This is a genomic window from Bacillus sp. FSL P2-0099 (assembly GCF_038007445.1).
In the GTDB taxonomy this organism is placed as follows: Bacteria; Bacillota; Bacilli; order Bacillales; family Bacillaceae_G; genus Bacillus_A; species Bacillus_A mycoides.
The window spans coordinates 916,507-939,285 of sequence record NZ_JBBOXE010000001.1 but is presented as its reverse complement, the minus strand read 5'-3'; the positions used below and the strand labels follow the sequence as shown (position 1 = coordinate 939,285).

Annotated in this window: 23 protein-coding genes; 5 read left to right on the top strand and 18 right to left on the bottom strand. The window is 36.9% G+C overall.

The window, feature by feature from the left end; all coding sequences use genetic code 11:
• Nucleotides 1-57 precede the first annotated feature (57 nt).
• Genes MKY90_RS04745 through MKY90_RS04735 form a run of 3 tightly spaced genes read right to left on the bottom strand, consistent with a single transcriptional unit; the run spans nucleotide 58 to nucleotide 3,318 of the window.
• On the bottom strand, nucleotides 58-1,035 hold the full coding sequence (locus tag MKY90_RS04745; protein ID WP_341090558.1) for a tripartite tricarboxylate transporter substrate binding protein: 978 nt from the start codon (nucleotides 1,033-1,035) through the stop codon (nucleotides 58-60).
• Nucleotides 1,032-1,709, bottom strand: coding sequence for a response regulator (locus tag MKY90_RS04740; protein ID WP_215564027.1), 678 nt, complete (start codon nucleotides 1,707-1,709; stop codon nucleotides 1,032-1,034). The genes MKY90_RS04745 and MKY90_RS04740 overlap by 4 nt, the downstream gene beginning before the upstream one ends.
• Before the next feature lie 19 nt (nucleotides 1,710-1,728).
• Nucleotides 1,729-3,318, bottom strand: coding sequence for a sensor histidine kinase (locus MKY90_RS04735; protein WP_341090553.1), 1,590 nt, complete (start codon nucleotides 3,316-3,318; stop codon nucleotides 1,729-1,731).
• Nucleotides 3,319-3,543: 225 nt separating this feature from the next.
• On the opposite strand from MKY90_RS04735, the gene MKY90_RS04730 reads away from it, so the two are divergent.
• Entirely contained in the window at nucleotides 3,544-4,866 is a 1,323-nt protein-coding gene (locus MKY90_RS04730) for an MFS transporter (RefSeq protein ID WP_341090549.1), read from the top strand.
• 60 nt (nucleotides 4,867-4,926) lie between these two features.
• Here the strand turns inward: MKY90_RS04730 and MKY90_RS04725 are convergent, their stop codons facing one another.
• Nucleotides 4,927-5,238 (bottom strand): hypothetical protein, encoded by a 312-nt coding sequence (locus MKY90_RS04725; protein ID WP_044792516.1) that lies wholly within the window; start codon nucleotides 5,236-5,238, stop codon nucleotides 4,927-4,929.
• A gap of 257 nt (nucleotides 5,239-5,495) precedes the next feature.
• On the opposite strand from MKY90_RS04725, the gene MKY90_RS04720 reads away from it, so the two are divergent.
• Together MKY90_RS04720 and MKY90_RS04715 are read left to right on the top strand one after the other, a co-directional pair.
• Nucleotides 5,496-6,533, top strand: coding sequence for a lipase family protein (locus MKY90_RS04720; protein ID WP_215599687.1), 1,038 nt, complete (start codon nucleotides 5,496-5,498; stop codon nucleotides 6,531-6,533).
• 16 nt (nucleotides 6,534-6,549) lie between these two features.
• On the top strand, nucleotides 6,550-6,849 hold the full coding sequence (locus MKY90_RS04715) for a hypothetical protein (RefSeq protein ID WP_013246223.1): 300 nt from the start codon (nucleotides 6,550-6,552) through the stop codon (nucleotides 6,847-6,849).
• Nucleotides 6,850-6,894: 45 nt separating this feature from the next.
• Here the strand turns inward: MKY90_RS04715 and MKY90_RS04710 are convergent, their stop codons facing one another.
• A complete protein-coding gene (locus tag MKY90_RS04710) occupies nucleotides 6,895-7,260 on the bottom strand; it encodes a hypothetical protein (RefSeq protein WP_098168894.1) in 366 nt (121 codons plus the stop codon).
• Nucleotides 7,261-7,931: 671 nt separating this feature from the next.
• On the opposite strand from MKY90_RS04710, the gene blaIII reads away from it, so the two are divergent.
• The gene (gene blaIII / locus MKY90_RS04705; protein ID WP_002016516.1) at nucleotides 7,932-8,879 is read left to right on the top strand and encodes a class A beta-lactamase BlaIII; all 948 of its coding nucleotides are present in this window, start codon (nucleotides 7,932-7,934) and stop codon (nucleotides 8,877-8,879) included.
• Nucleotides 8,880-9,023: 144 nt separating this feature from the next.
• On the opposite strand, the gene MKY90_RS04700 is transcribed toward blaIII, so the two are convergent.
• The 8 genes from MKY90_RS04700 to MKY90_RS04665 all read right to left on the bottom strand — a co-directional run bounded on the left by MKY90_RS04700 (nucleotide 9,024) and on the right by MKY90_RS04665 (nucleotide 16,180).
• Nucleotides 9,024-9,182 carry a hypothetical protein gene (locus MKY90_RS04700; RefSeq protein WP_002087303.1) on the bottom strand — a complete coding sequence of 53 codons (159 nt, stop codon included), beginning with the start codon at nucleotides 9,180-9,182 and terminating at the stop codon, nucleotides 9,024-9,026.
• Between the two features lie 188 nt (nucleotides 9,183-9,370).
• Nucleotides 9,371-9,532, bottom strand: a complete 162-nt coding sequence (locus MKY90_RS04695) for a hypothetical protein (protein ID WP_165689461.1) — start codon at nucleotides 9,530-9,532, stop codon at nucleotides 9,371-9,373.
• Nucleotides 9,533-9,819: 287 nt separating this feature from the next.
• Nucleotides 9,820-10,344, bottom strand: a complete 525-nt coding sequence (locus MKY90_RS04690; protein ID WP_085309462.1) for a hypothetical protein — start codon at nucleotides 10,342-10,344, stop codon at nucleotides 9,820-9,822.
• Between the two features lie 331 nt (nucleotides 10,345-10,675).
• Nucleotides 10,676-11,647 (bottom strand): ABC transporter ATP-binding protein, encoded by a 972-nt coding sequence (locus tag MKY90_RS04685; protein WP_141507031.1) that lies wholly within the window; start codon nucleotides 11,645-11,647, stop codon nucleotides 10,676-10,678.
• Nucleotides 11,640-12,632: an ABC transporter ATP-binding protein gene (locus tag MKY90_RS04680; RefSeq protein WP_002087306.1), complete on the bottom strand. Its 993-nt coding sequence runs from the start codon at nucleotides 12,630-12,632 to the stop codon at nucleotides 11,640-11,642. Before MKY90_RS04680 ends, MKY90_RS04685 begins: the two co-directional genes overlap by 8 nt.
• Nucleotides 12,633-12,659: 27 nt before the next feature.
• Complete coding sequence (locus MKY90_RS04675) at nucleotides 12,660-13,511, bottom strand: ABC transporter permease (protein WP_215598997.1); 852 nt, start codon at nucleotides 13,509-13,511, stop codon at nucleotides 12,660-12,662.
• A gap of 6 nt (nucleotides 13,512-13,517) precedes the next feature.
• The gene (locus MKY90_RS04670) at nucleotides 13,518-14,468 is read right to left on the bottom strand and encodes an ABC transporter permease (RefSeq protein WP_002125592.1); all 951 of its coding nucleotides are present in this window, start codon (nucleotides 14,466-14,468) and stop codon (nucleotides 13,518-13,520) included.
• Nucleotides 14,469-14,590: 122 nt separating this feature from the next.
• Complete coding sequence (locus tag MKY90_RS04665) at nucleotides 14,591-16,180, bottom strand: ABC transporter substrate-binding protein (RefSeq protein ID WP_098169082.1); 1,590 nt, start codon at nucleotides 16,178-16,180, stop codon at nucleotides 14,591-14,593.
• A gap of 318 nt (nucleotides 16,181-16,498) precedes the next feature.
• Between MKY90_RS04665 and MKY90_RS04660 the strand changes: the two genes are divergently transcribed.
• Nucleotides 16,499-16,837: a hypothetical protein gene (locus tag MKY90_RS04660; protein WP_215598998.1), complete on the top strand. Its 339-nt coding sequence runs from the start codon at nucleotides 16,499-16,501 to the stop codon at nucleotides 16,835-16,837.
• 500 nt (nucleotides 16,838-17,337) lie between these two features.
• Here the strand turns inward: MKY90_RS04660 and MKY90_RS04655 are convergent, their stop codons facing one another.
• The 5 genes from MKY90_RS04655 to glaH all read right to left on the bottom strand — a co-directional run bounded on the left by MKY90_RS04655 (nucleotide 17,338) and on the right by glaH (nucleotide 22,592).
• The gene (locus tag MKY90_RS04655; protein ID WP_341090527.1) at nucleotides 17,338-18,315 is read right to left on the bottom strand and encodes an ornithine cyclodeaminase family protein; all 978 of its coding nucleotides are present in this window, start codon (nucleotides 18,313-18,315) and stop codon (nucleotides 17,338-17,340) included.
• A 19-nt stretch (nucleotides 18,316-18,334) separates the two neighbouring features.
• Nucleotides 18,335-19,387 (bottom strand): proline racemase family protein, encoded by a 1,053-nt coding sequence (locus MKY90_RS04650; protein WP_341090525.1) that lies wholly within the window; start codon nucleotides 19,385-19,387, stop codon nucleotides 18,335-18,337.
• A gap of 295 nt (nucleotides 19,388-19,682) precedes the next feature.
• A complete protein-coding gene (locus MKY90_RS04645) occupies nucleotides 19,683-20,144 on the bottom strand; it encodes a VOC family protein (RefSeq protein WP_098169086.1) in 462 nt (153 codons plus the stop codon).
• A 248-nt stretch (nucleotides 20,145-20,392) separates the two neighbouring features.
• Complete coding sequence (lhgO, locus tag MKY90_RS04640; protein WP_098169087.1) at nucleotides 20,393-21,595, bottom strand: L-2-hydroxyglutarate oxidase; 1,203 nt, start codon at nucleotides 21,593-21,595, stop codon at nucleotides 20,393-20,395.
• 58 nt (nucleotides 21,596-21,653) lie between these two features.
• Complete coding sequence (gene glaH / locus MKY90_RS04635) at nucleotides 21,654-22,592, bottom strand: glutarate dioxygenase GlaH (protein ID WP_098169088.1); 939 nt, start codon at nucleotides 22,590-22,592, stop codon at nucleotides 21,654-21,656.
• Nucleotides 22,593-22,779: the final 187 nt, after the last annotated feature.

Genomic DNA, 22,779 nt, shown 5'->3' with positions numbered 1-22,779 from the left:
GAGAAGGAGATTATGGTTTATAACAAATTCACTTTGTTTCTATATGATTACTACCTCTTATTTTTTCATTCCAGCTTCTCTCATCATTCCCCCATATTCAAAAACATTCTCCTCCAAAAACCCACTCGTCTCCCCACTATCCTTATAAAAACTCTCCCAACCCCGCTCCCTCAAAATCCCCTTCCAACTATCACTCTCAACCATCTTCTTAATAATACTATCCCAATAAGCAACCTCTTCCTCCGTCATATCTTTTGGCCCCATAATACCTTTCCAGTGCTGGAAGATGACGTCGATTCCTTGTTCTTTCCATGTTGGGATTTCTGGTAGTCGGTCTAGCCGTTTTGGTGCGGATACGGCTAGTATTTTTATTTTGCCGGATTTGTATTGTTTTTCGGCTTCGGATAGGGTCATGGTTGCGGCGCCTATTTGTTTGTTCGTTAGGGCGTTTATGATTTTTTCTTTGTTTTCGTAGACGAAGAATTCTAGTTCGGCAGGGTTTATGCCGAAGGCTTTACTTACTTGTACGAATGATAGGTGATCGTCGTTTCCTAAGCCGGGGGCAACGCCGATTTTGAAGTTTTTCTTGTCTTGTTTTAGTTGTTCCATTAGCTGTTTTGCGTTTTCTATGTTTGATTCTTTTGATACGACAACGACTTCCCAATCTGACGCGAGTGTTGCGAGCGGTGTGAAGTCTTTATATGTTAGTTTACTGTGGCCTAGTAGGTTGTTCGTTATGAGTAAGCTTGAGTTGATCGCCAGTACGTGACCGCCTTTTTGTTTCGTATATTTCCATCCGACGTCACCGCTGCCACCTACTTTGTTTGTGACAGTGATTGGTTTTGTGAAGATTTTTTCTTCTGCCAGCGTTTTTTGCATCGCTCGTGCTGTTAAGTCCCATCCCGCTCCTTGAACGTTTGGTGCAACGATTTCTACTTCGTCTATGTTTACTGTATTCGTTTGAGATTTTTCTGAAGAACAACCAGCTATTACTCCTGTTATGATCCATATACATAGTAATAATCGTTTTTTCATAACCCTCGTCCTATTCGATACTTTCGTTCTGGTCGTCCGATAATGCCGTATGTGTACTCTACTGTGCATTCGTTTGTGGCTACTAAGTATTCTAAATATCTTCTTGCGGTTGTTCTGGAGGCCCCCATTTGTTCTCCCATTTCTTCTATTGTAATTCCCTCTTCAAATCCTTTTATAATCCCTTTCACTTTTTGCAGTGTTAACGGATCCACACCTGTCGGTAAGTTTTTCATGTCTTGTGTTTGCGAAGTGCCAAAGAAATTATCGATAATTTCTTGATTCACTTCATTGTTACTATGTAATAATTGCTTCTTTCTTTTATAGTCTTCAATTGTGCGAACGAATTTTTCTAACGTGACCGGTTTTATAAGATAGTTGCTTACGCCGTTTCGAATTGCTTTTTCTAACATATGGTTTTCATTCGCCGCTGTAACCATAATGACGTCAACGTTTGGAAATTCAGCATGAATTTTCGGCAATAAGTCTGTACCAATTCCATCTGGTAAATAATTATCTAATAGAAGTAAATCGATTTCTTCCTTTTGTAGTAGTTCCATCGTTTCTTTTGCGTTCAATGCTTTTCCGATCACTTTTACGTCCTTTATTTTTGATAAAAACTCCTCTTGAATTTGCGCGACGCGGAAATCATCTTCTGCAATTGCAACCTTCAACATATGCCCATCCCCCTGTTTGTCATATACTTTCTCTCAATGTTTTTGGAAGGTAAATTGTAAAAATAGCTCCCCCATTTTTCTCGTTTTGAATTTCAATTGTTCCTTCTAGTAGATCTACCATTTCTTTCACGTTTGCTAGCCCGTAACCACGATCATTTCCTTTCGTTGAAAATCCTTTTTGAAAAATAGTTGCGATTTTTTCTGTCGGTACTCCCGCTCCACTATCTATCACTTCAAACACAATATCGTATCCAATATCCGTAACAAAGAAGGAAACACTCTTTCCCTCTCGTTCACTCACCGCATCAAACGCATTGTCGATTATGTTTCCAACAATCGTAATGAGGTGTGAAACTTTTATATGGTCTGGTAATGGCTGAAGCGCACTATCTCCTTCAATATGAAAATCAATTTTCTTCTCAGATGCTGTTCCGATTTTGCCTAATAAAATAGCTTGTACTTTTGCATCATGAATTTGATGAAATAAAATATGGTTTTGGCTTTGATGAACATTAGATTCTTGTTGAATAAATTCAATCGCTTCTTTGTAATGTCCTAACTGAAGTAATCCTGATAAGACGAAAAGTTTATTTGTAAATTCATGTGTTTGAGCACGTAAGTCCTCGGAATACTTTCTTACCTCAGATATCGTATTCACTAAGTTTTGTAGTTCTGTTTTATCTCTAAAACTACATACAACTCCTACTGTACTGTTATTTTCAAGTATCGGTGTCCTATTTAAAATAAACACTTTATCTTGAAACGCGATTTCTTGATCGTTTTCTAGCACTCTCTCCATATTAAATTCCGGTAAAACTTTTGAAATGTGCTGCTGCATATAGTCATCACTTACATGCAGCATTTCTTCTGCCGAGGTGTTCATCATTGTAATAAAACCATTTTGATCAATAGCGATAATCCCTTCTTTTATAGATAGTAGTATCGCACTTCGTTCCCGGTATAACGCTGCAATTTCATTCGGTTCTAAACCGAGTGTATCTTTACGAATACTACGCGCTAAAAGAATGCCGCCAACAATTCCAACTAGTAACACCGCTAAAGAAAAGAGTATAATTTCTTTCGTTCTACTCAGTATGTTAGATTCAATACCTTTTATTAAAAACTCTACTGTCACAACGCCTACTACTTGATCGTAGTCTCCGTTATGAACAATAATAGGCGCCTTCGCCATTAAAGCCGGGCCACTTGCACCATTTCCTTCGAGTGTATAATAGCCACCAAAAGTGAGTGCTTCATAGTTATATGGATTGTTACTTTTTGTTCCAATCAACTCAGAATTAGAATGGGAATACATAACCCCGTAGCGATCTTCCACAATTACATAATCTGCACCAGCTTGCTCGCGAACTTGTTCCGCAATGGATTGAATCGTACTTTTATGCTCGTTGTATTGAAAAGCATCTTTTATAGCTGGCATAAAAGAAAGTGACTTCGCCGTTTGCAGTGCTAGCTGCTCTACTTGACGCTTCGTATCAACGGACTGAATATAAACAAATATTCCTGCTAACAGGAGAACGACAAATAAAATTAACGTAATAATTAAGCTTACTATTTTCGTTTGCAATGATACTTTACTTGATTTCTTCATGCTTCATATCCTTTGATAAAATATTCAAAACTATCAATCTCCTTTTTCTATTATTATGACAAAACTAATAATGAAGCAACTATTAAAACTCTCCATGTACATAAAGTACAAAAAGAATAAAATTGTCATAATATTGAGATTTTATTCTATAAACAGTACAATTCAACTACATTGAACACGCTTTCATAATTATCATTTTATTTATAAGTAAGAGGAGGAATTAATATGGCTCAAGCAAAATCAAGCCGAGTCGCCGGCAATATCTTCAAAGGTTCAGTCGGCAATTTAATTGAATGGTACGATTGGTACGTTTACTCTGCTTTCGCTGTTTACTTCTCAGCAGAGTTCTTTCCTAAAGGAGATCCAACAAGTCAGTTACTGAACACAGCAGCTATTTTCGCAGTCGGATTTTTAATGCGCCCTATCGGAAGTTTATTAATGGGACGCTATGCAGATCGGCACGGACGCCGGGCAGCATTAACGCTTTCCATTACAGTTATGGCCGGTGGTTCTTTAATTATCGCCTGTACACCTAGTTACGAAAGCATCGGTATTATGGCACCAATTATTTTAGTTCTTGCTCGTTTACTTCAAGGGTTATCACTTGGCGGAGAGTATGGAACTTCCGCAACATATTTATCTGAGATGGCTAGTAGTGGACGCCGTGGTTTTTATTCAAGTTTTCAATATGTAACGCTCGTTGCTGGGCAAATGGTTGCGTTAGGCGTTCAAATTGTTCTTCAGCAATTACTAAGCGAACCAGATATGAAAGCTTGGGGATGGCGTATTCCATTCATTATTGGTGCGATGGGAGCAGTAGCTGTATTATGGCTTCGACGTACAATGGATGAATCAGAGCAGTTCTCAAACATGGAATCGAAAAACCGCGAAAGCGCAGGAACCGTTCGCGCTCTTATGAAACACCCGAAAGCAGTATTAACAGTAGTCGGCCTAACACTAGGAGGCACTGTCGCATTCTATACGTACACAACATACTTACAAAAGTTCATGGTAAATACAGTCGGTCTTCCGAAAGAAGTTGTAAGCTGGATTAACTTTGCCGCACTACTTATATTCGTTGTACTTCAACCAATTGCAGGGCTATTATCCGATAAAATTGGACGCCGCCCACTATTAATGGCTTTCGGTATTCTCGGAACGTTACTAACAGCACCAATCTTCTTCTTTATGGAAAAAACGACAGACCCAATGGTAGCATTTTTACTCATGATGGTCGGCCTCATTATCGTTACTGGTTACACTTCCATTAACGCAATTGTAAAAGCCGAACTCTTCCCAACTGAAATTCGCGCACTAGGCGTAGGTTTACCGTATGCACTAACTGTTGCGATATTTGGCGGAACAGCCGAGTTCATCGCATTATGGCTAAAAAGTATCGGAATGGAATCACTATTTTACTTCTACGTAGCTGGATGTATCGCGATAAGCTTTATTACGTATTGGCGTATGGATGAGTCATCGAAAACTTCGCAGATTGAGGCGGAGCTTAGTGGTGGAGATACATTAGTTAATAATAAATCTAGTTAAAAAAGGCACCTTCAGGTGCCTTTCTCTCATTTGAATTTACTATTTGAGTAATCTAATCATTTACCTCTGATCCTTAAATCCCCAACCGGAGACTAAATAGTTTTGCGTTTTGTTTATCGTAACGCGGATTACCTTTTTCTTATCATTTTTAGAATAACCTTCTACATCAATAAAACCATCACGTACTCCATGTAAAATCTCAACTTTAGTAACTACAAGATCTATATTTTCTTTATCCTTCATATGATTTATTGCTACTTTTGAAGCTTTATCTTGCGTAATATTTTTGTTGTACATTGTATAAGATACGTAGCCTATTATTAATAATAAAATCGTAAAAATAGCAATATTCACCTTTTTTCTCTTATTCAATATATTTCCTCCTTAAGAAGATTTATAATATAACTATAAATCTTTTTTGAGGAGATGGAAATATGGGAAGTTCAGTTTCAGATAAAAGCCTTTCCCATTTGGCTACTAGTAGTTATGGTGATGCTCTTACAGAAGTTGTAGAATTTGGTAAACAAAAAGAGATTTGGAAACCTGTAGAAATAAATGGTGCTGTTCTTCATAACTCAAAAAATAGCTTTGATGCCACCGTTTACAAGAATGAAGAAACAAAACAAGTTGTGATTGCTTTTCGCGGCTCTTGGGAAGCACCTGATTTTTATGATGCAGATGTATTTGATGTTATGGGTAATCGTTTTAGAAAAAATCAAGATAGTTTGGAAAAAATGAATAGCTTTGACACTTCATCACTTCCTTTAACTGAACAATTTAATTTCGCTATGGCGAAAGAAAGAAAGCAAAAAATAGTTGCAGAAAGTCAATTTACTAATGCTGATGATTTAACAAAAGAAGTAAAGAAATATATGAAAGACCCTAAAAATGGGTTAGACGGATACCAGCTTACATTAACCGGCCATTCTCTAGGTGGTGGTTTAGGTGAATACGCTGGGGTTATGAATGATGTAGCAGTTGTTAGTTACGAAGCTCCAAATGTTATTGCTTCATTACCTAAAGATAAAAAGGAAAAAGCCTTAAGGGGAGATTATAAAGATCAAATTACAACTATCGGAAACCCCAATGATACTGTATTTACTGGTTTTAGAGGAAATGATAATAAAAATAGAGGTCGTATAGGTCATTTATTTTATACAGATAAACCAGATATAAAAAATGATAATAGGATTCATGATGCAAGTAGTTATATTCCATTTTTACCTTTTTTAACAAATGGTTATAATACTGTTCGTTTTTTCATGGGTTTTATGGGTCCAAGCTTTCATTCCATGGATAACCTTAGTCACGATAAATACGGTTATTTAAATATACAGAATATGTACGATGGCGAGACAGGAGAGAAAATTCAGGGGTCCCCGCGCGCTGATGGGGTTACAATTCATTTAACAGTCGAAGAAGTTAAACAAATTACTTCAGATTTAAAAAGGGAAATTGATGATATTAACCAAAAGATCGTACAAGCAAGCAATAAAATTATTAATGTATTACAACAATCGCCAGCTAGTGTTGATGGCAATTTAATAAATACACTTACATACGGTATTTATGGATTTCAAAGAGGGTATATGGAACGTATTCGTTCTGAGGCTGATTTCATTGAACAAAGAGCGGTTGAATTTGAAACTGTTGATAAACAAAACTGAAAAACGGGTGATCTTCATGAAAAATTATGATGTTATAGCACATGCTGCCGATGTAGTAGGTGCCAAAAATAATTTAGAATCGTGTATTTTAGAATTAGAAAATCACAGAAAGAATGTCAATGCCATAAAAACACTATTAGCACATAGCTGGAAAGGAAATACCGCTAAAGAAATTGAAAGAAGGTTAAGTGAAGTAGAGAAGGAGCTCGTCTATAGAATCGATGAATTTAGAAAGATAGGAGATGATTTAGATAGATATAGAAGAGCAATGGATAGCTTCGCGAATCAATTCATGATGATGGGGCCTAAATATTAGTATAAAAAAACTTCCCCCTCATAAATATAACATTCTAACTCTTTTCTACTTTTCTACTCCAAATTTTATTCCTAAACCAACAGGTCCAAGACCAACACTTAATTCATTTTTTAATCCAACTTTTGCCTCTCCACCTATACTACCATAAGCTACATCTCCGCCAACAACTAGTTTCCAATCAGCAATAAAAGGTAACGGTATTTTAACTTCGCCCTCAACACTATCTATTGGATGTAAAATTGTGTTTAATATTCCTTTAGGTTCATCTAACACCGCTTCATTTTTCCCTTTTTTGTAGTTATGATATTGCCCGATAATAGGAGTATTTTCTATCTGGCGAATAAATTTTTCGTACAACTGATCCATCGCTTCTACGTTATTTTCAACAGTATCTTTAAGTTTATCAAACAACGTTTCTTCTATGTTCTTCGTTTACCTGAACTCGATTTTCTTTATCTAAAAAAGCATAATTCATTAATATACAATTTAAAAACCTCTACTTATATGTAGAAGTTTTTGTATGACGAAAAAACACGTAGTTCCATTGTTATTTTACAAACCCCAAATTCTTCCTCATCTTAAAGTGGAACAAATTTATTACTTAGAGTGTCTAATAAGTGTATTTCTAATAGTAGTTGTCCAGATTGGATACAGCATATCCCGTTTGACATCTATTTTTATGTATTACAAAAAAAAGAAAGGACTTATTATTCCCAAAAGTAAAAAATATGTATTGTAATACTACGGTTAAGTATTACAAGTTTAATACTTTCACAGGTGAACCATTACAAGTGAAAGCAAAAAAGAAACACCCCAAACCGTGACTTATCAATCATATAAAGTGAAACTTTAATCAGTGGGGGTTTTACGGGCAGCCCGACCCCCACCTAACTTCTTTGCTTCCGCTGAATTTTGAGGTGGGGGTCTTACTGCCCACAAATAGCGGGATAAACGTTTTGGATGTCCTTTAACCTGTGAAATTTTAGTTGCAGTAGTATTGTTACCCTATGCCATCTTTAATTGCATTGGTATTTAGAATACCTAGACAAAATCCATATATTCTTGAAAGAGGTTGAAAATTTATGTTCGTTTTAAACAAGTTCTTTAACATTTTACATTACAAAAAGATTGTGCCTGTAGTATTACTTTCATGTGTATCACTTATAGGCTGTTCCAATAGTAACACTCAATCTGAACCACCTAAACAAACGAATCAAGCTAATCAAATTAAACAAGAAAATACAGGTAATCAATCTTTCGCTAAACTTGAAAAAGAATATGATGCTAAGCTTGGTATTTATGCACTGGACACAGGTACAAATCAAACTGTTGCTTATCATTCAGATGATCGTTTTGCATTTGCATCTACATCTAAATCATTAGCTGTGGGCGCTCTTTTACGCAAGAACTCATTAGAAGCTCTTGATCAAAGGATTACGTATACTCATGAAGATCTTTCTAATTATAATCCAATTACTGAAAAGCATGTTGATACAGGAATGACTTTAAAAGAACTTGCAGATGCTTCTGTTCGATATAGTGACAGCACAGCACATAATTTGATTCTTAAACAGTTAGGGGGGCCCTCTGAATTTGAAAAAATCTTGAGAGAAATGGGAGATACTGTTACTACTTCAGAACGATTTGAACCTGAATTAAATGAAGTGCATCCAGGAGAAACACATGATACTAGTACACCAGAAGCGATAGCTAAGACACTTCAATCATTTACATTAGGAACTGCACTTCCAATAGAAAAACGTGAACTATTAGTAGATTGGATGAAGAGAAATACAACTGGAGATAAATTGATTCGTGCGGGCGTACCAAAAGGATGGGAAGTAGCTGATAAAACAGGCGCGGGATCTTACGGAACAAGAAATGATATCGCAATTATTTGGCCACCAAATAAAAAGCCGATTGTTCTTGCTATACTTTCTAATCATGATAAAGAAGATGCTAAATACGATGATAAACTTATTGCAGACGCAACCAAAGTCGTGTTAAACACCTTAAAAGCTACGGAATAAATGATAATAGGTTAAAAGTTTTCTATTTTAGGCGGGTGTTTTCATCAACTAAAAATGTAATAGTGTCTCAAAAACGAAATTTGGTGCTACCCCTAAAGTATCTGGACTATAATAGCCAACTAAAAAATGCAAACAAAAAGACCTTTAATCAGTCGTTTTGTTTGCATTTCCTTTTTCTAAAACTACAGAAAAGATAAGTACTATAGTTAACACCATAATAAACCTTACTTCACTTCCATCACTTACAAAAAATGAATACAAAGTATAAATTAAAATTAATATTCCATAAATAACTTTGTGCAATGAACTCCCCCCTTTTTGCCGTATATATTTTAGTGTAAAAATTTAATTCAAGCCCTATATCAAAATGAAAATAAAAAGCACCTGTGATATACACAAAGTGCTTTTCTCTTGTCAATTTATCTATTTTCACTATATTTATCTATTTTCACTATATTTATCTATTTTCACTATATTTATCTATTTTCTTTTTATAACTCAAATTTCTTCGAATCGTACTTTTCTAGAGTCCGCTGCAATTCATTTTGTTCATATGGAATATGTTTATCTGTCTGTACATCTTCAACATTTTCTCCACCTGTTAATAATCTCCTGTACTTAAAAGAGTGCCCTGTTAATACTGTTGTAATCATTTTGTATTGCCCTCCTTTTGTTTGATTACTTGTATCATAAAACAAGTATCTGAAGTTGATATGTAGTCCATCTAGAGTGTATGTAAATTTAGAAAATCTCTAATAAAATGTTTATGTTGTAACGTTACCACCAAAACTAGTGCTTCCAACACCATGATTTGAAGAGACAGTAACCCCTATTCTAGCTTGAATTCCTCCTATAGTTCTATATTGAGTAAAACTAGTTAATCCCTACAATATAAAAAGAGCACCCCTTTTGGATGCTCTTCGTTATAACTATATAGTATTTAATTTCCTTCTTTTGTTGGTACCATTTTTCCTTCTTGAGAGTCTGTACCTTCTGTTCTTTCAACAGTTTTTGCATGTTCTGGTTTTTCAGGGGCTCCCATTTCAAATCCAGATTGAGAATCTGTACCTTCTTTTGCTGGTACCATTTTTCCTTCTTGAGAACCTGTACCTTCTGTTCTTTCAACAGTTTTTGCATGTTCTGGTTTTTCAGGGGCTCCCATTTCAAATCCAGGTTGAGAATCTGTACCTTCTTTTGTTGGCACCATTTTTCCTTCTTGAGAACCTGTACCTTCTGTTCTTTCAACAGTTTTTGCGTCTCCTTTAGGAGTTGCTGGCACTGCATCTTTAGGTAAATCAAAGTTTTGTGAGAAAGACGTTGTTCCATCTGCACTCTGTGTAATTACTTGATTGGAGCTATTTTCATTTGACTTTAAATTGTCCATTTTCGCATCATCTGCACCTACTGCACCTCCCGCTACCAATCCTGTACTTAAAAGTGCTCCTGCTAATAATGTTTTAATCATTTTTCATTACCTCCTGTTTATTTGTAATATTCATCAAAAAAGTATCTAGAGTTAATGCTTTAGTCATTATCTTTATCTACTTGCTTTTTGATTACATTTAGCATAAGACAAGAATCTATAGTTGATATGGACTGTATCTGGAGATTATGTAAAGAAAAATAGATGATCAATTGTTTAATAAACATAAAAAAGAGCTAAGGCTGTATGAGAACCTTAGCTCTTTTTTATGTTTATTGTTTATTATATAAATTATTTAACGCTACAAGCCATACCAGCTATCATATTACCAACTGAAATACCACCAGGTCCCCCCCAATGCTTTTCCTCAAATCTAAAACAAATGGCAAGCCACCTCATGCCCCTTCGCAATCTCAACCATTTTCGGTACTTCCTGTGCGCATTTTTCAGTAGCGAATTTACATCTCGTTCTGAATTTGCAGCCGGATGGTGAGTTTAGTGGGCTTGGTACTTCTCCCTCTAGAATAATCCGTTCTTTGCCTGTGCTTGTTGGATCTGGTTCTGGCATGGATGAGAGTAGTGCTTGTGTGTATGGATGTGCCGGTTTTGTGTATAGGTCTTCGCTATCGGCAATTTCTACTATGTTTCCTAAATACATGACTCCGATTCTATCTGATATGTGTCTTACCATGGATAGGTCATGTGCGATGAATAAGTATGTGACTCCTGTTTCTTCTTGAATGTCCTGCAGCATGTTTACGACTTGTGCTTGGACTGAGACATCTAGTGCTGAAATTGGTTCGTCACATAGGATGAAGTCCGGTTTTACAGATAGTGCGCGTGCGATGCTGATGCGCTGTCTTTGGCCTCCGCTAAATTCGTGCGGATAGCGATATAGGTGTTCTTCTTTTAGGCCTACTTTTTTGAGAAGGTCTAGAATGATTTCTTTTCTTTCTTCGGCTGTGTAAGAGCCATGAATGTTCATCGGTTCGCTAATAATTTGGAATACGTTCATTGTCGGGTTTAATGATGCGTATGGGTCTTGGAAAATGATTTGCATTCGTTTTCTGTATTCTTTTAGTTCACTTTCCTTTAGATCCGCGATATCTTTTCCGTCAAATAGGATGTTACCTGAAGTTACATCGTGTAAACGAATGATGCTTCTTCCTGTCGTTGATTTCCCGCAGCCGGATTCTCCTACTAGTCCGAATGTTTCACCCTTTTTAATTGTGAAGCTTAGGTCATCGACTGCTTTTAATTGCTCTGTTTTTCTGCCGAATAGTCCTTTTTTAATAGGAAAATACTTTTTTAAGTTCCGAACTTCAATTAAGTTTTCTTCATGCATGTGAATCACCTACCGCCCTATCGTTTAGCCAGCACATGGAGCGTCTTCCGTTTCCAATTTCAAAATATGGTGGACGTTCTTTTTCACAAATGTCCATTTTATGTGGGCAACGCTCTGCGAATGGGCACCCTTTCGGCGGGTGTAGTAAGTTTGGCGTTACACCTTGAATTGGCGCTAGTCTTTCTTTTACTCCGTTCGATATTTTTGGCAGAGAGTTTAATAAGCCTTTCGTGTATGGATGATTCGGCGATTGAAAAATATCAAGTACATGTCCTTCTTCCATAATAAGTCCGCCGTACATAACGATGACGCGTGTACAGTTTTGCGCAACAATTCCAAGATCATGTGTAATAAGAAGTAATGACATATTCGTTTCGTTTTTTAAGTTTTTCATTAAATCTAGTATTTGTGCTTGTATCGTTACATCAAGCGCTGTCGTCGGTTCGTCCGCAATGAGAAGGTCTGGGTTACAAGACATTGCCATTGCGATCATAACCCGCTGCTTCATACCGCCGCTTAGTTCATGCGGATATTGTTTTACCCTTTCTTCCGGTGAAGAAAGACCGACTTGTTTTAGTAAGTTGACCGCGATATTTTGTGCTTCTTTCTTTTTCACTTTTTGATGCCGAATAATTACTTCCGTCATTTGCTTACCAATTTTCACAACTGGATTTAATGCCGACATTGGATCTTGGGAAATAAGCGAAATTTGATTTCCTCTAATAGAACGCAATTCTTTCTCCGATTTAGAAAGCACGTTTTCGTTTTGAAAAAGAATCTCTCCTTCTTTCACTTTCCCCGGAGGCGTAACGAGGGCCATAACCGATTTCGCCATAACGCTCTTTCCGCTTCCCGATTCGCCAACAATCCCAACGACTTCACCCTTTTTCAAGCTAAATGAAACGCCGCGAACTGCTTCTACTTCGCCGTCTTCTATGAAAAAAGAAGTCTTTAAGTTTTTCACTTCTAATAGTTTTTCAGACACGCTTTTCACTCCCCCTCACTTAAAACATTAGTTCTCATGATGAGCCCCTTTTGGTGCGAAAGCTTTTTTCAACGCTTCACCGATTACGTTAAAACTTAGTACAGTTAATAGAATAAGGAACCCTGGGAAGAGTGTTAAATACCAAGCTTCACCTATGTATCCTTGCGCATTATTTAGCATGCTGCCCCAAGAAGAATCTGGTTCTCTAATACCTAACCCTAAGAAGCTAAGTGATGATTCCATTAAAATCGATGTCGCAATTGTTAATGTCGCTGCGATTATAATGGTCGATAAAATGTTAGGGATGATGTGTCTTACAATAATCATCAATGATTTTTGTCCGGATACTTTTGCATATAAAACGTACTCACGCTCTTTTACAGATAACGTTTCTGCCCTTACGATACGCGCGGTATCCATCCACGTTAGTAATCCAATAATAAGAACAAGCGTTGTAATGCCTGGTTTTAAATACGCATTTAATAACAGCATTAAAAAGAATGATGGAATTGACATTAAAACTTCAACAATTCGCATTAAGAAGTTGTCTAACTTTCCGCCAAAATATCCGCTAATTGTTCCTACTGCGGTTCCGATTGTAATGGAAACAACCATCGCTAGAAAACCAACAGCAAGCGAAACTCGTCCGCCATATAACGCTCTCGTTAAGTAATCCCTTCCGTAATCATCTGTGCCGAAAGGATGACTTAAACTCGGTTCTTGTAAACGATCTGGAATCGACATTTGACTAGGATCGTACGGTGATATGAATGCGAAAAGAGACGCGATTGTTAAAACACCCAGTATAATAACTCCCATTACTACAAACTTATTTTTTGTAAAACTATTTTTTATCGTTTGAAATCTCCTATTGTTCATTCCAAATCACCCCCTCATTCGAATGCGTGGATCTACTACGCCATATAAAATATCAGCAATTAAATTACCGAGAATTAACATGAACGATGATAATAATGTGATTGCCATAATAATTGGATAATCAAATCTAAAAATAGCATTCACCCCGAGTGAACCAAGTCCCGGCCATGAGAATACTGTTTCCGTAATGAACGCTCCGCCTACTAAACTTGGAATGGATAATCCGAAAATTGTAATGATCGGTATTAATACGTTTCGAAGTACGTGATTAAATAAAACTGTTTTCTGTGAAGCACCGTACGCATATTGAATTTGTACGTAATCTTCTTCTAATTGCTGAATTGTACTTGAGCGAATATATCTCATATAGACAGAGATGTTTTGGAACGCTAGCACCATGCAAGGTAAAATACCGTGCTGGACAATATCCAAGAAGGAATCTTGACCGACTGTGCGCATACCCATACTCGGAAGCATGTTCAACTTTAAAGAGAATAAGTAGATTAATAGTAACGCGAACCAAAAGACTGGCATTGAGATTCCCACATAGGAGATGAAGTTCACAATGCGGTCAAAGAACGAGTTCTTTTTCACACCTGTAAATAACCCAAGCGGTATTGCGATTACAAATGAGACGAGTAAAGATGATCCCATTAACCCGATTGTTGCGGGTAATCTTTCTGTAATAAGTTCTAAAACAGGACGATGGTTTTGAAGTGAGTATCCAAAATTCCCTGTTAAAATATTTTTTAACCATAAAAAATATTGCACGTAAATCGGCTGATCTAGTCCTAAACTTTTGCGAATACGTTCAACGTCAATCGGACTCATATTCGGCGTTACAAAGTTTCGAACGGGATCGCCCGGCGCTAGTTTTATTAATAGAAAAGAAATAATAGAAATAACAAATAAAAGCGGAATTGCATTTAAAAGCCTCTTTGCAATTACTTTATACACAAACTTCCCCCCTCAAGATAAAGTGAAACTTTAATCAGTGGGGGTTTTGTCCATCCCCACTGATTATTAGCCCATTAAAGCGGGATAAAGAAGCTGATTTCCACCAGCTTCTTTACAGTTTCTTATTTCACTTCATAAATTTTCGATAGATCTTCAAACATTGTAACTGGAATTGCTTTTGCTTCTTTTAATCCATCAAACTTTTTATCTACTGCAATAACTGCTTTCGGATATGCGATTGGAAGATAAGGTAAGTCTTCTCTCGCTGTATCTTGGATTTTATGGTATAGCTCTGCGCGTTTTGTTTTATCTGTTTCAACCGCAGCTTCTTCCCATAATTTATCGAAATCAGCGTTTTTATAACGTGCGTAATTGTATTCAGCATTACTTAAGAATAAGCTCTTATATGAATCTGGCTCAGGTCCCATTATGTAACCACCGAATGTAATATCATATTCTTTATTCGCTTTATCTAAGCTTTTTTCACTTGCTGCACTAGCATCTAATGCATTCAGTTCAACTTCTAAGCCAACTTCTTGTAATTTTTGTTGTGTATAAAGCGCTAAGCTTTCCATAATTTTATTATTCGTTACATACATAACGCGTACTTTTTCTTTATCTTTCACGCCAGCTTTTGCTAATAAATCTTTCGCTTCTTTTTTATCATACTTATAATCTTTAATGTCTTTTGCATAATACATAGCGTCTGGCGTTAAGATTGAATTTGCTGGTTCTGCGAATTGACTAGAAACGAATGCTGAGTTAATCATTTCTTTCTTATCTAACGCATGCGCAATTGCTTGGCGCACTTCTTTTTTCTTCATAAGATCTGTATTTTGGTTATAAGATAAGTAGAATAATCTACCTTCAGGGAATGTCACCATTGAGAAGTTCCCAGTGCTATCTAATTTCTTAAAGTCTTGCGGCTCAATCATCTTCATGTTGATTTGACCATTTTGTAGTGAAACATTTGCTGTATTACGGTCTTTTACAACACGATATACGATAGAGTCTAATTTAGCTTTACCACCGACATAATCATCGAATCGATCTAATGCAACATACTCATCTGATTTATACTCTTTAAACTTAAATGGACCTGATCCTACAGGTTGTAAGTTTTTCTTACTCTTCACTAAATCCGCTTCACCTTCAAATACATGTTTCGGAATTGGGAAGAAATCGTTCATAACCCCTTCGAAAGATGCACTTACTTGTGGTAATACGAATTGAGTCGTTAGCTCATCCACTTTTTTCACCTCAAGCGGCTTTCCTTTAAAAATAAAGTTTTCACGGCTTGAACTATTTTGCTTCTCATCTAAAATAGATTGGAATGTAAATACAATATCGTCTGATGTAATTTTCTTACCATCATGCCATTTCAAATTATCCTTTAGTTTTAAAGTCCATGTTAATTGATCCTCTGAAGGCGTAAAGCTCTCAGCAAGAACAAACTTTTTCTTACCGTCTTCCATATGATACAGCGGTGCATATAAAGCTTGCTGTATCGTTAACGACACACGATCATTCGCATAAAGCGGGTTCATCGTATCTGGATTATCACTAACACCAACTGTTAACGTTCCTCCATCTTTCGGAGTCCCTGATTTACTAGTGTTCGCTTGCTTCGAAGAATCTTTCTCCCCTGAACAAGCCGCTAATGCAATAAATAATAGTAGGACAAATGGTAATGCAAACAACTTCTTCTTCATATTTCGACCCCTCTCGACTATTTACACCTATAAGAAAACTCGGGATTAATACCGAGTTTTCTTATAGGTTTTAAATTACCACTACCCGTATGTATTGTCAAACTTTTTCGCAAAGGTAGAAAGTTTGAAATCTATCAATGAACTCTTGCGATAAACTATATTTATGCGGAGGGTAAAATAAAAAGACCACGAATAGGTGGCCTAGCAAAATGAGTTAGAAAACTAGCAGCCTACAGAAAGTTTCTCTGAAATGGTTGTTATATATAATTGAAAATGTAGAATGAGATTAAAGATAAAAAACACTTTTAGGAGGTTATCATGACATTTGATGAATTGAAAAAAAACAAACCAACAACCTCATGGGTTGAGTATGATGAAGATGGGGAATTTTTCACTGAAGAAAATATAAGTGCAACAAATAAGGTTCTTGACACTTACATTAACCATCTAGAGCAATTAGGCGAGACTCCAACCGAAGTTGAAGTAATGCAAGTTGTTAAAGAGGTAGTTATTAAACTAAATGAACTAAATATCGAACATGACCATTTTATCGAAACAATGGAAAGAGAAGATCTCTATGAATTTATCGATACAGCAGCACGAATAGCTGGCTTAGAATCCGAAGAAGATATAACAGAAGAATGGCGGGAATGGTAAAAAAATCTGCATACTTGATATCTAAATTTACTCCTTCATAAAACTTTGTCCCTTATTCTCCAATTGGAAAATAAGGGACAAACAAAGACAACTCCAATAGAATCCAATACTGATATTTTTCTAAGTCCTTCTTCTCTAACTAAAATTAATCTATTTTCCAAACTCATTTCTCTAATCAATTACCAAGGTGTTTTGAACATAAATATCTTATACCCTTTAAGATGTGTATCTTTAGAGTATTAAATAAACAGAAAAATAGCCGACTCTTTGTATAAAAGTCGGCTGCTTTCTTAGAATTCGAGCCCTCCCATGCGAAGAAGCTCAACAACTGCTTATGAACGTCATTTAACCCCTAGCTTTTGCATTGTATTTGAGATGCAAAAGCGCATTATAAACAAAAAGAACACCACAATTTCAACACACTTTCATATACAAAAATATTTGAATAGCCAAACAGAGTAACTTATCCCCCAAATTAAAAAGACCACCAAAAGGCAGTCTCACAACTCAATCCTAGTACCAACTCCACACTCCACCGCTTTTTCATACCAATACTTCGCAACGATAATATCCACTACCGCCAAACCAACTGATTTAAAAACAGTAATCTCTTCATCGTTCTCTCTACCAGCTTTTTCCCCGCTTATAATTTGACCAAGTTCAGCATGGATGTCACTTGCCTCAAACAAGCCTTCTTTTATAGGAACTTGGAGGTCACCTGTTTCTTCTAATGCTGCTTCTTTTGATTCGACTACTACTTTGTTTGCGTTAGCGATGGCGTGAGATGGTAGTTCTTGCATGCTCGGTCTGAATGAACCGACGGCGTTTATGTGGACGCCTTTTTGTAGTTTTTCTGAGAAGACTGGTGTGGATGCATTCGTTGTTGTGACGATGATGTCTGCTTCGCTTATTGCTTCATTTGGATCTCTGTAGACGTACGCTGGTTTGCTGAATTTTTCTTGTATATATTGCGCAAATGCATAGGCTTTTTCTTCCGTTCGGTTATATAGAATGATTTTTTCGATATCCCTAACGGCGAGTACAGCTTCTGCAATTCCTTTCGCTTGTTCACCAGTGCCGATGATGCATAAGTTTTTTGCGTCATGACGAGCTAAATATTTTGTCGCTACTCCTGATAAGGCGCCTGTTCGAATCATCGTTAAGTACGATCCTTCTAAAAGTGCAAGCGGTTCTCCCGTTTGAAAGTCTGATAGCATAACAATTCCGTTTATCGTTTTCTTTCCTATCTTTTTATTATGCGGAGCTACCGTTACTACTTTTAAACCGAGTGCTTCAAGTCCTTCCGCTACTGAAGGCATAATTAACGCAGTATTTTGGCCGTTCGCAAATGGTAATGAACCGCGAATTGGTGTGATCGTTCTTTCTGCTGAAAATTCTTTTAAAGCAAGCGCCGCGTATTCAATGACTTCCTTCATATTTACTAAGTTTCGTTGTTCGTTCGCGCTTATGACTAGCATATCTTTCCACCTCCTCCTTCTACTCTAACAAAAATCCCCGATTCAAATCATCTCTCGGGTCTACAACGAACTGATGAAATCCTGTAATAAATGCATTCCCCGTTACTTTCGGAACGACAGCTTCATATGTATCTACTGCGGTTAACGACAATGCTTCCCCCTCGAATTTCCCGTTAGTAATGCATTCGTGGACGAAAATTTCTCCCTTTTGTAACGCATCTTTTTCAAAAAGAGTTGCGATTCTTGCGGATGTTCCTGTACCGCAAGGGGAACGGTCTACTTGCCCATCAGCAAAGATCGTTACATTTCGTAAAGTAGCGTCTTTTCCTTTCGGTTCATCTGAGAAAATAACTCCGTATATTCCTTTTAAATCTTCTTCAAGTGGATGTTTTACTTCCATTTGACTTTCAATGTAGTGTTTAATTTTACCGCCCCACGTTTGAATTGCAGCTAAATCTTTAAAATCGACTTTCAAACCAAACTCTTTACTATCCACTACAGCGTAGAATGCTCCGCCAAACGCGATATCTACTTGAAATTCATAGTCATCTATTTTGATAGGAACGTCTTTCTTGTATACGAACGAAGGAACGTTTTCAAATGATACTGCCTCTACTTCGCTCCCGTTATATGTTGCATACGCAATAACTTCCCCGGCAGGGCTATCAATAATGAATTTTTGTTTTTCACCTGTCACTTCAAACATACCTGTTTCAATTCCAACTGTAATAACAGCGATAATTCCGTGACCACACATCGTACTCCAGCCTTCATTGTGCATAAATAATACGCCAAAATCAGCATGAGGACTTGCGGGCGGAGTAATGATACAACCGTACATGCCGTGATGTCCTCTCGGTTCATACATAAGAACCTCGCGAAGATGATCCAAATGTTCCATGCAGTATGCGCGTCTTTCTAGTTGCGTTTCTCCCTTTATCTCTGGCACTCCGCCCGTAATGATTCGAAGTGGTTCCCCAGCTACGTGAGCATCAATTGTTGTGTATATTTTACTAACCTTCATTTCTATCTCTCCCCTATATGTTAATACTATTTTCATTGCAAGTATCATGCCAACGCATAGAGTATAAAGTGAAACTTTAATCAGTGGGGATCTTCATCCCCCACTGATTATTAGCCCACACCAATCGGGCTTTTATGGGCAGTTAATGCGGGATAAATCTGTATACATTTTTTGAAAAATACATACTACTGTCTATTTTTTTATACAGTATGTGATTATTAACCCCAAAACAAAAAGATCCCCCGAAAACTCAGGGGGATGATTTAAACCATAACTTTACCACTTAGATAAGGTTATGGTTCCCTTTAAAATAGCGTTGCGAAATTCGAGTTAAAAATCAAATTTATTCTTCACTCTCCAAGCTTTCCCACTCACTCAAATACATGACATCTTGTTTTACTTTTTTCTTTTCAGGAAGTAAACATAGAAATTCTAAAGAATTGCCGTCAGGATCATAAAAATAAAGATTTGCAGTCGGTGTCCACGTTTGAACCATAGGCTCGGAAGGTTCAAGACCGAAAGCGGCTCTTGGGTTTATTCCTTTATTAAGAAGCCATTCTCTTGCATAAGTGATTTCTTCATAGTTAACCTTGAATGCAAAGTGGCTTGTATGGAATGCTTCTTCCGATACTTCCCAAATGCCCAGCATTTGTTCCTTCTTATTTTCTTTATTAAACCAAAAGAATGCTACGCGGCGTTCTTCAATAGTGTGAGCATGAAATAATCCAAGTTTAGTATAAAACTCTTTTGCCACTTCTAAATTTTTTGTTTTAACATGTGTTTCATATAAAGTACCTGGAAACAAAGCATATCCCTCCTTTATATTTTTAGAAATCCTTACTATAAGCCTACTTTAATAAACTAGAAATAGAAGTGATGTCGTATTTTCTTTAAATATTTTTCAATTTCGTAGTCCTAATGCTGAGGAAAAACTACCACTGATTAAAGCTTCACTTTGTGAGAAGGGATTCTTCAAATTCATGATTCACGGTAATATTATCGTTCAAAGTGAGGCGGATTTATGACTCAAATCACTCGGGGACCCATTACCCATCAAACCCTAACCGCCACCACATCCGGCACTTGCTTAACAATCTCCTCACCAATCTTTATACTAGCCGTTGCGGCCGGGGATGGTGCGTTGCAAATATGCAGAGAGTTTATGCCAGGGATAATGCAGAAGTCATCAACCATATTTCCGTTCGATAATATAGCCTGTGCCCTTACACCTGCATGGGTTGGCACGATATCTTTTTCTGTAAGTTCTGGTATTAAGCGCTGTAAGCTTTTTAGGAATGATTGTTTACTAAATGAGCGCACCATTTCTTTTATGCCTTCTTTCATATTTGGCATCGCCATTTTCCAAAAGCCTGTGTATGTCATTGTTTCCATGAAGTCTTTTATGTTGAAGTCTGTTTTCGTATAGCCTTCTCGCTTAAAGCTTAATACGGCGTTTGGTCCTGCATGTACGTCTCCGTTTATCATTCTTGTGAAATGAACACCTAGAAACGGGAATTCTGGATTTGGAACTGGATAAATTAAATGTTTTACGAGATGGCGTTTTTCTGGGACAAGTTCGTAATATTCACCGCGGAACGGAACAATTTTCATATCCGTTAATATTCCTGTCTTTTTCGCAATGCGATCACTATGTAATCCAGCGCAGTTAATGAGAAATTTCGTTTTAAATACACCTTGATTCGTCTCAATTGTTACAGCGTCTTTCTTCTCAGTAATACGCTCCGCCGCTGTTCCTAAATGTACTTCTCCGCCGCTTTCTTGGATCAAGCGAGCAAACGCATAACTTACTCCTCTATAATCAGCAATTCCGCAAGATGGAACACTGATTGCCCCAAGTCCCTTTACATGAGGTTCAATTTCAGCTAATTCTTCCTTACTTATTTTTTCAATATGTAAATCGTTTTGTAAGCCTCTCTCATATAAGTTATGTAAAAGAGGAAGTTCGTCCTTTTCTGTAGCGACAATTACTTTTCCGCACATGTCATAAGCGATGTCATTTTCTTTACAAAATTGAACCATAGCTGCGTTTCCTTCTTTGGCAAACTTCGCTTTATAACTCCCTGGTTTATAATAAATTCCAGAATGAATTACTCCGCTATTATGTCCAGTTTGATGATGTGCAAGTTCCTTTTCTTTTTCAATGATCGCGATTTTCGCACGAGGGAATTTTTTCGTTAAAGCCATTCCCGTTGAAAGCCCAACAATTCCTCCGCCAATAATTATAAAGTCATACATCCTACTTCCCCCTTAATATGATGAAAGGCAGGCCTTTTTTAAGACCCGCCGTACAAACTTATTTAGAAAAACAACCACGTTGACGCATTAGTTCTCTATATAAATCTTTATTTTTCTCAAATGCAGCTCTTCCGTGCATCCAAAATAAATTGTTTAAAAGGACTAAATCGCCAATTGGTAATTTCAATGCATGCGTTGCTGGTGAATTTTCAACAGAATATGATAAGTCTTTCAAATAGTTTGCTTGTTCAATATTATCTGGATAGGCGAACTGATCAATAAAGCAAATACATGGTGCGTTATTTACATCAAAAAACGTTTCACGATAGACGATTTCTTGCGAATTTTTACTTGGTGGTGCTTTATACGTAATTTTAACAGATGCGAGTGAATGATCTCTAAATTTCTGAAGATCTTCCCAATCGTCTAAATGTAGTAAACGAGATTCTCCGCCTACTGCATTTCGCTCTTCAATTTTCATCATAAGAAGCCAATCTGTCGGCTCATCAACGAATGTACCGTCCGTATGAAGAGTAAACAATCGGTACGCTTGACGAAGGTAAGAATCACTACTATCCGTATCTTTCACATTAAATCTAGCATAATACGTTCCTGTCATTGCATCAAAATTTGGCTCCCCGATTAAATGTGTTAATGCTGTTGCAAATTTCACATAGTCTGCTGGATCTGCCGTTTCACCTTGTACCCCAATTGTAAATCCGCCCGTTTCACGGTCATGAACAATGCCGCGAATGTTATCCATAAATGATTGCCCAAAAATCTTTCTCATTCCATCCGCAAGATTAAATCGAGAATAAGGAATATATTGCAGTGACTGCTCTGAATGCTCTTTTACCTCTTCAAAAAACTGCTTAAGCAATTGCTGGTTTAGCGTAATATGATATAAACGTTTATGCTCTGGATGAGGAGCAATTTCATACCCCTCATATTTCTTTGCAAATTTCATCTTTGCATTTTGTTCTGTAATAATCGACATTTCAATTCCTCCCTAATTTAAATATGAAGAACGTATTGACGTTTTTTACAGACAGTTATCCTTATCTTCTTATGCTGAGATTCGGTCTTACTGCCCTAACATCGAAAAAGCCAGTCATACGTATCCACGACATAAAATCGTAGAAACGTACAACTGGCTCATAATTACGAGTGTTCTTTAATCTCTT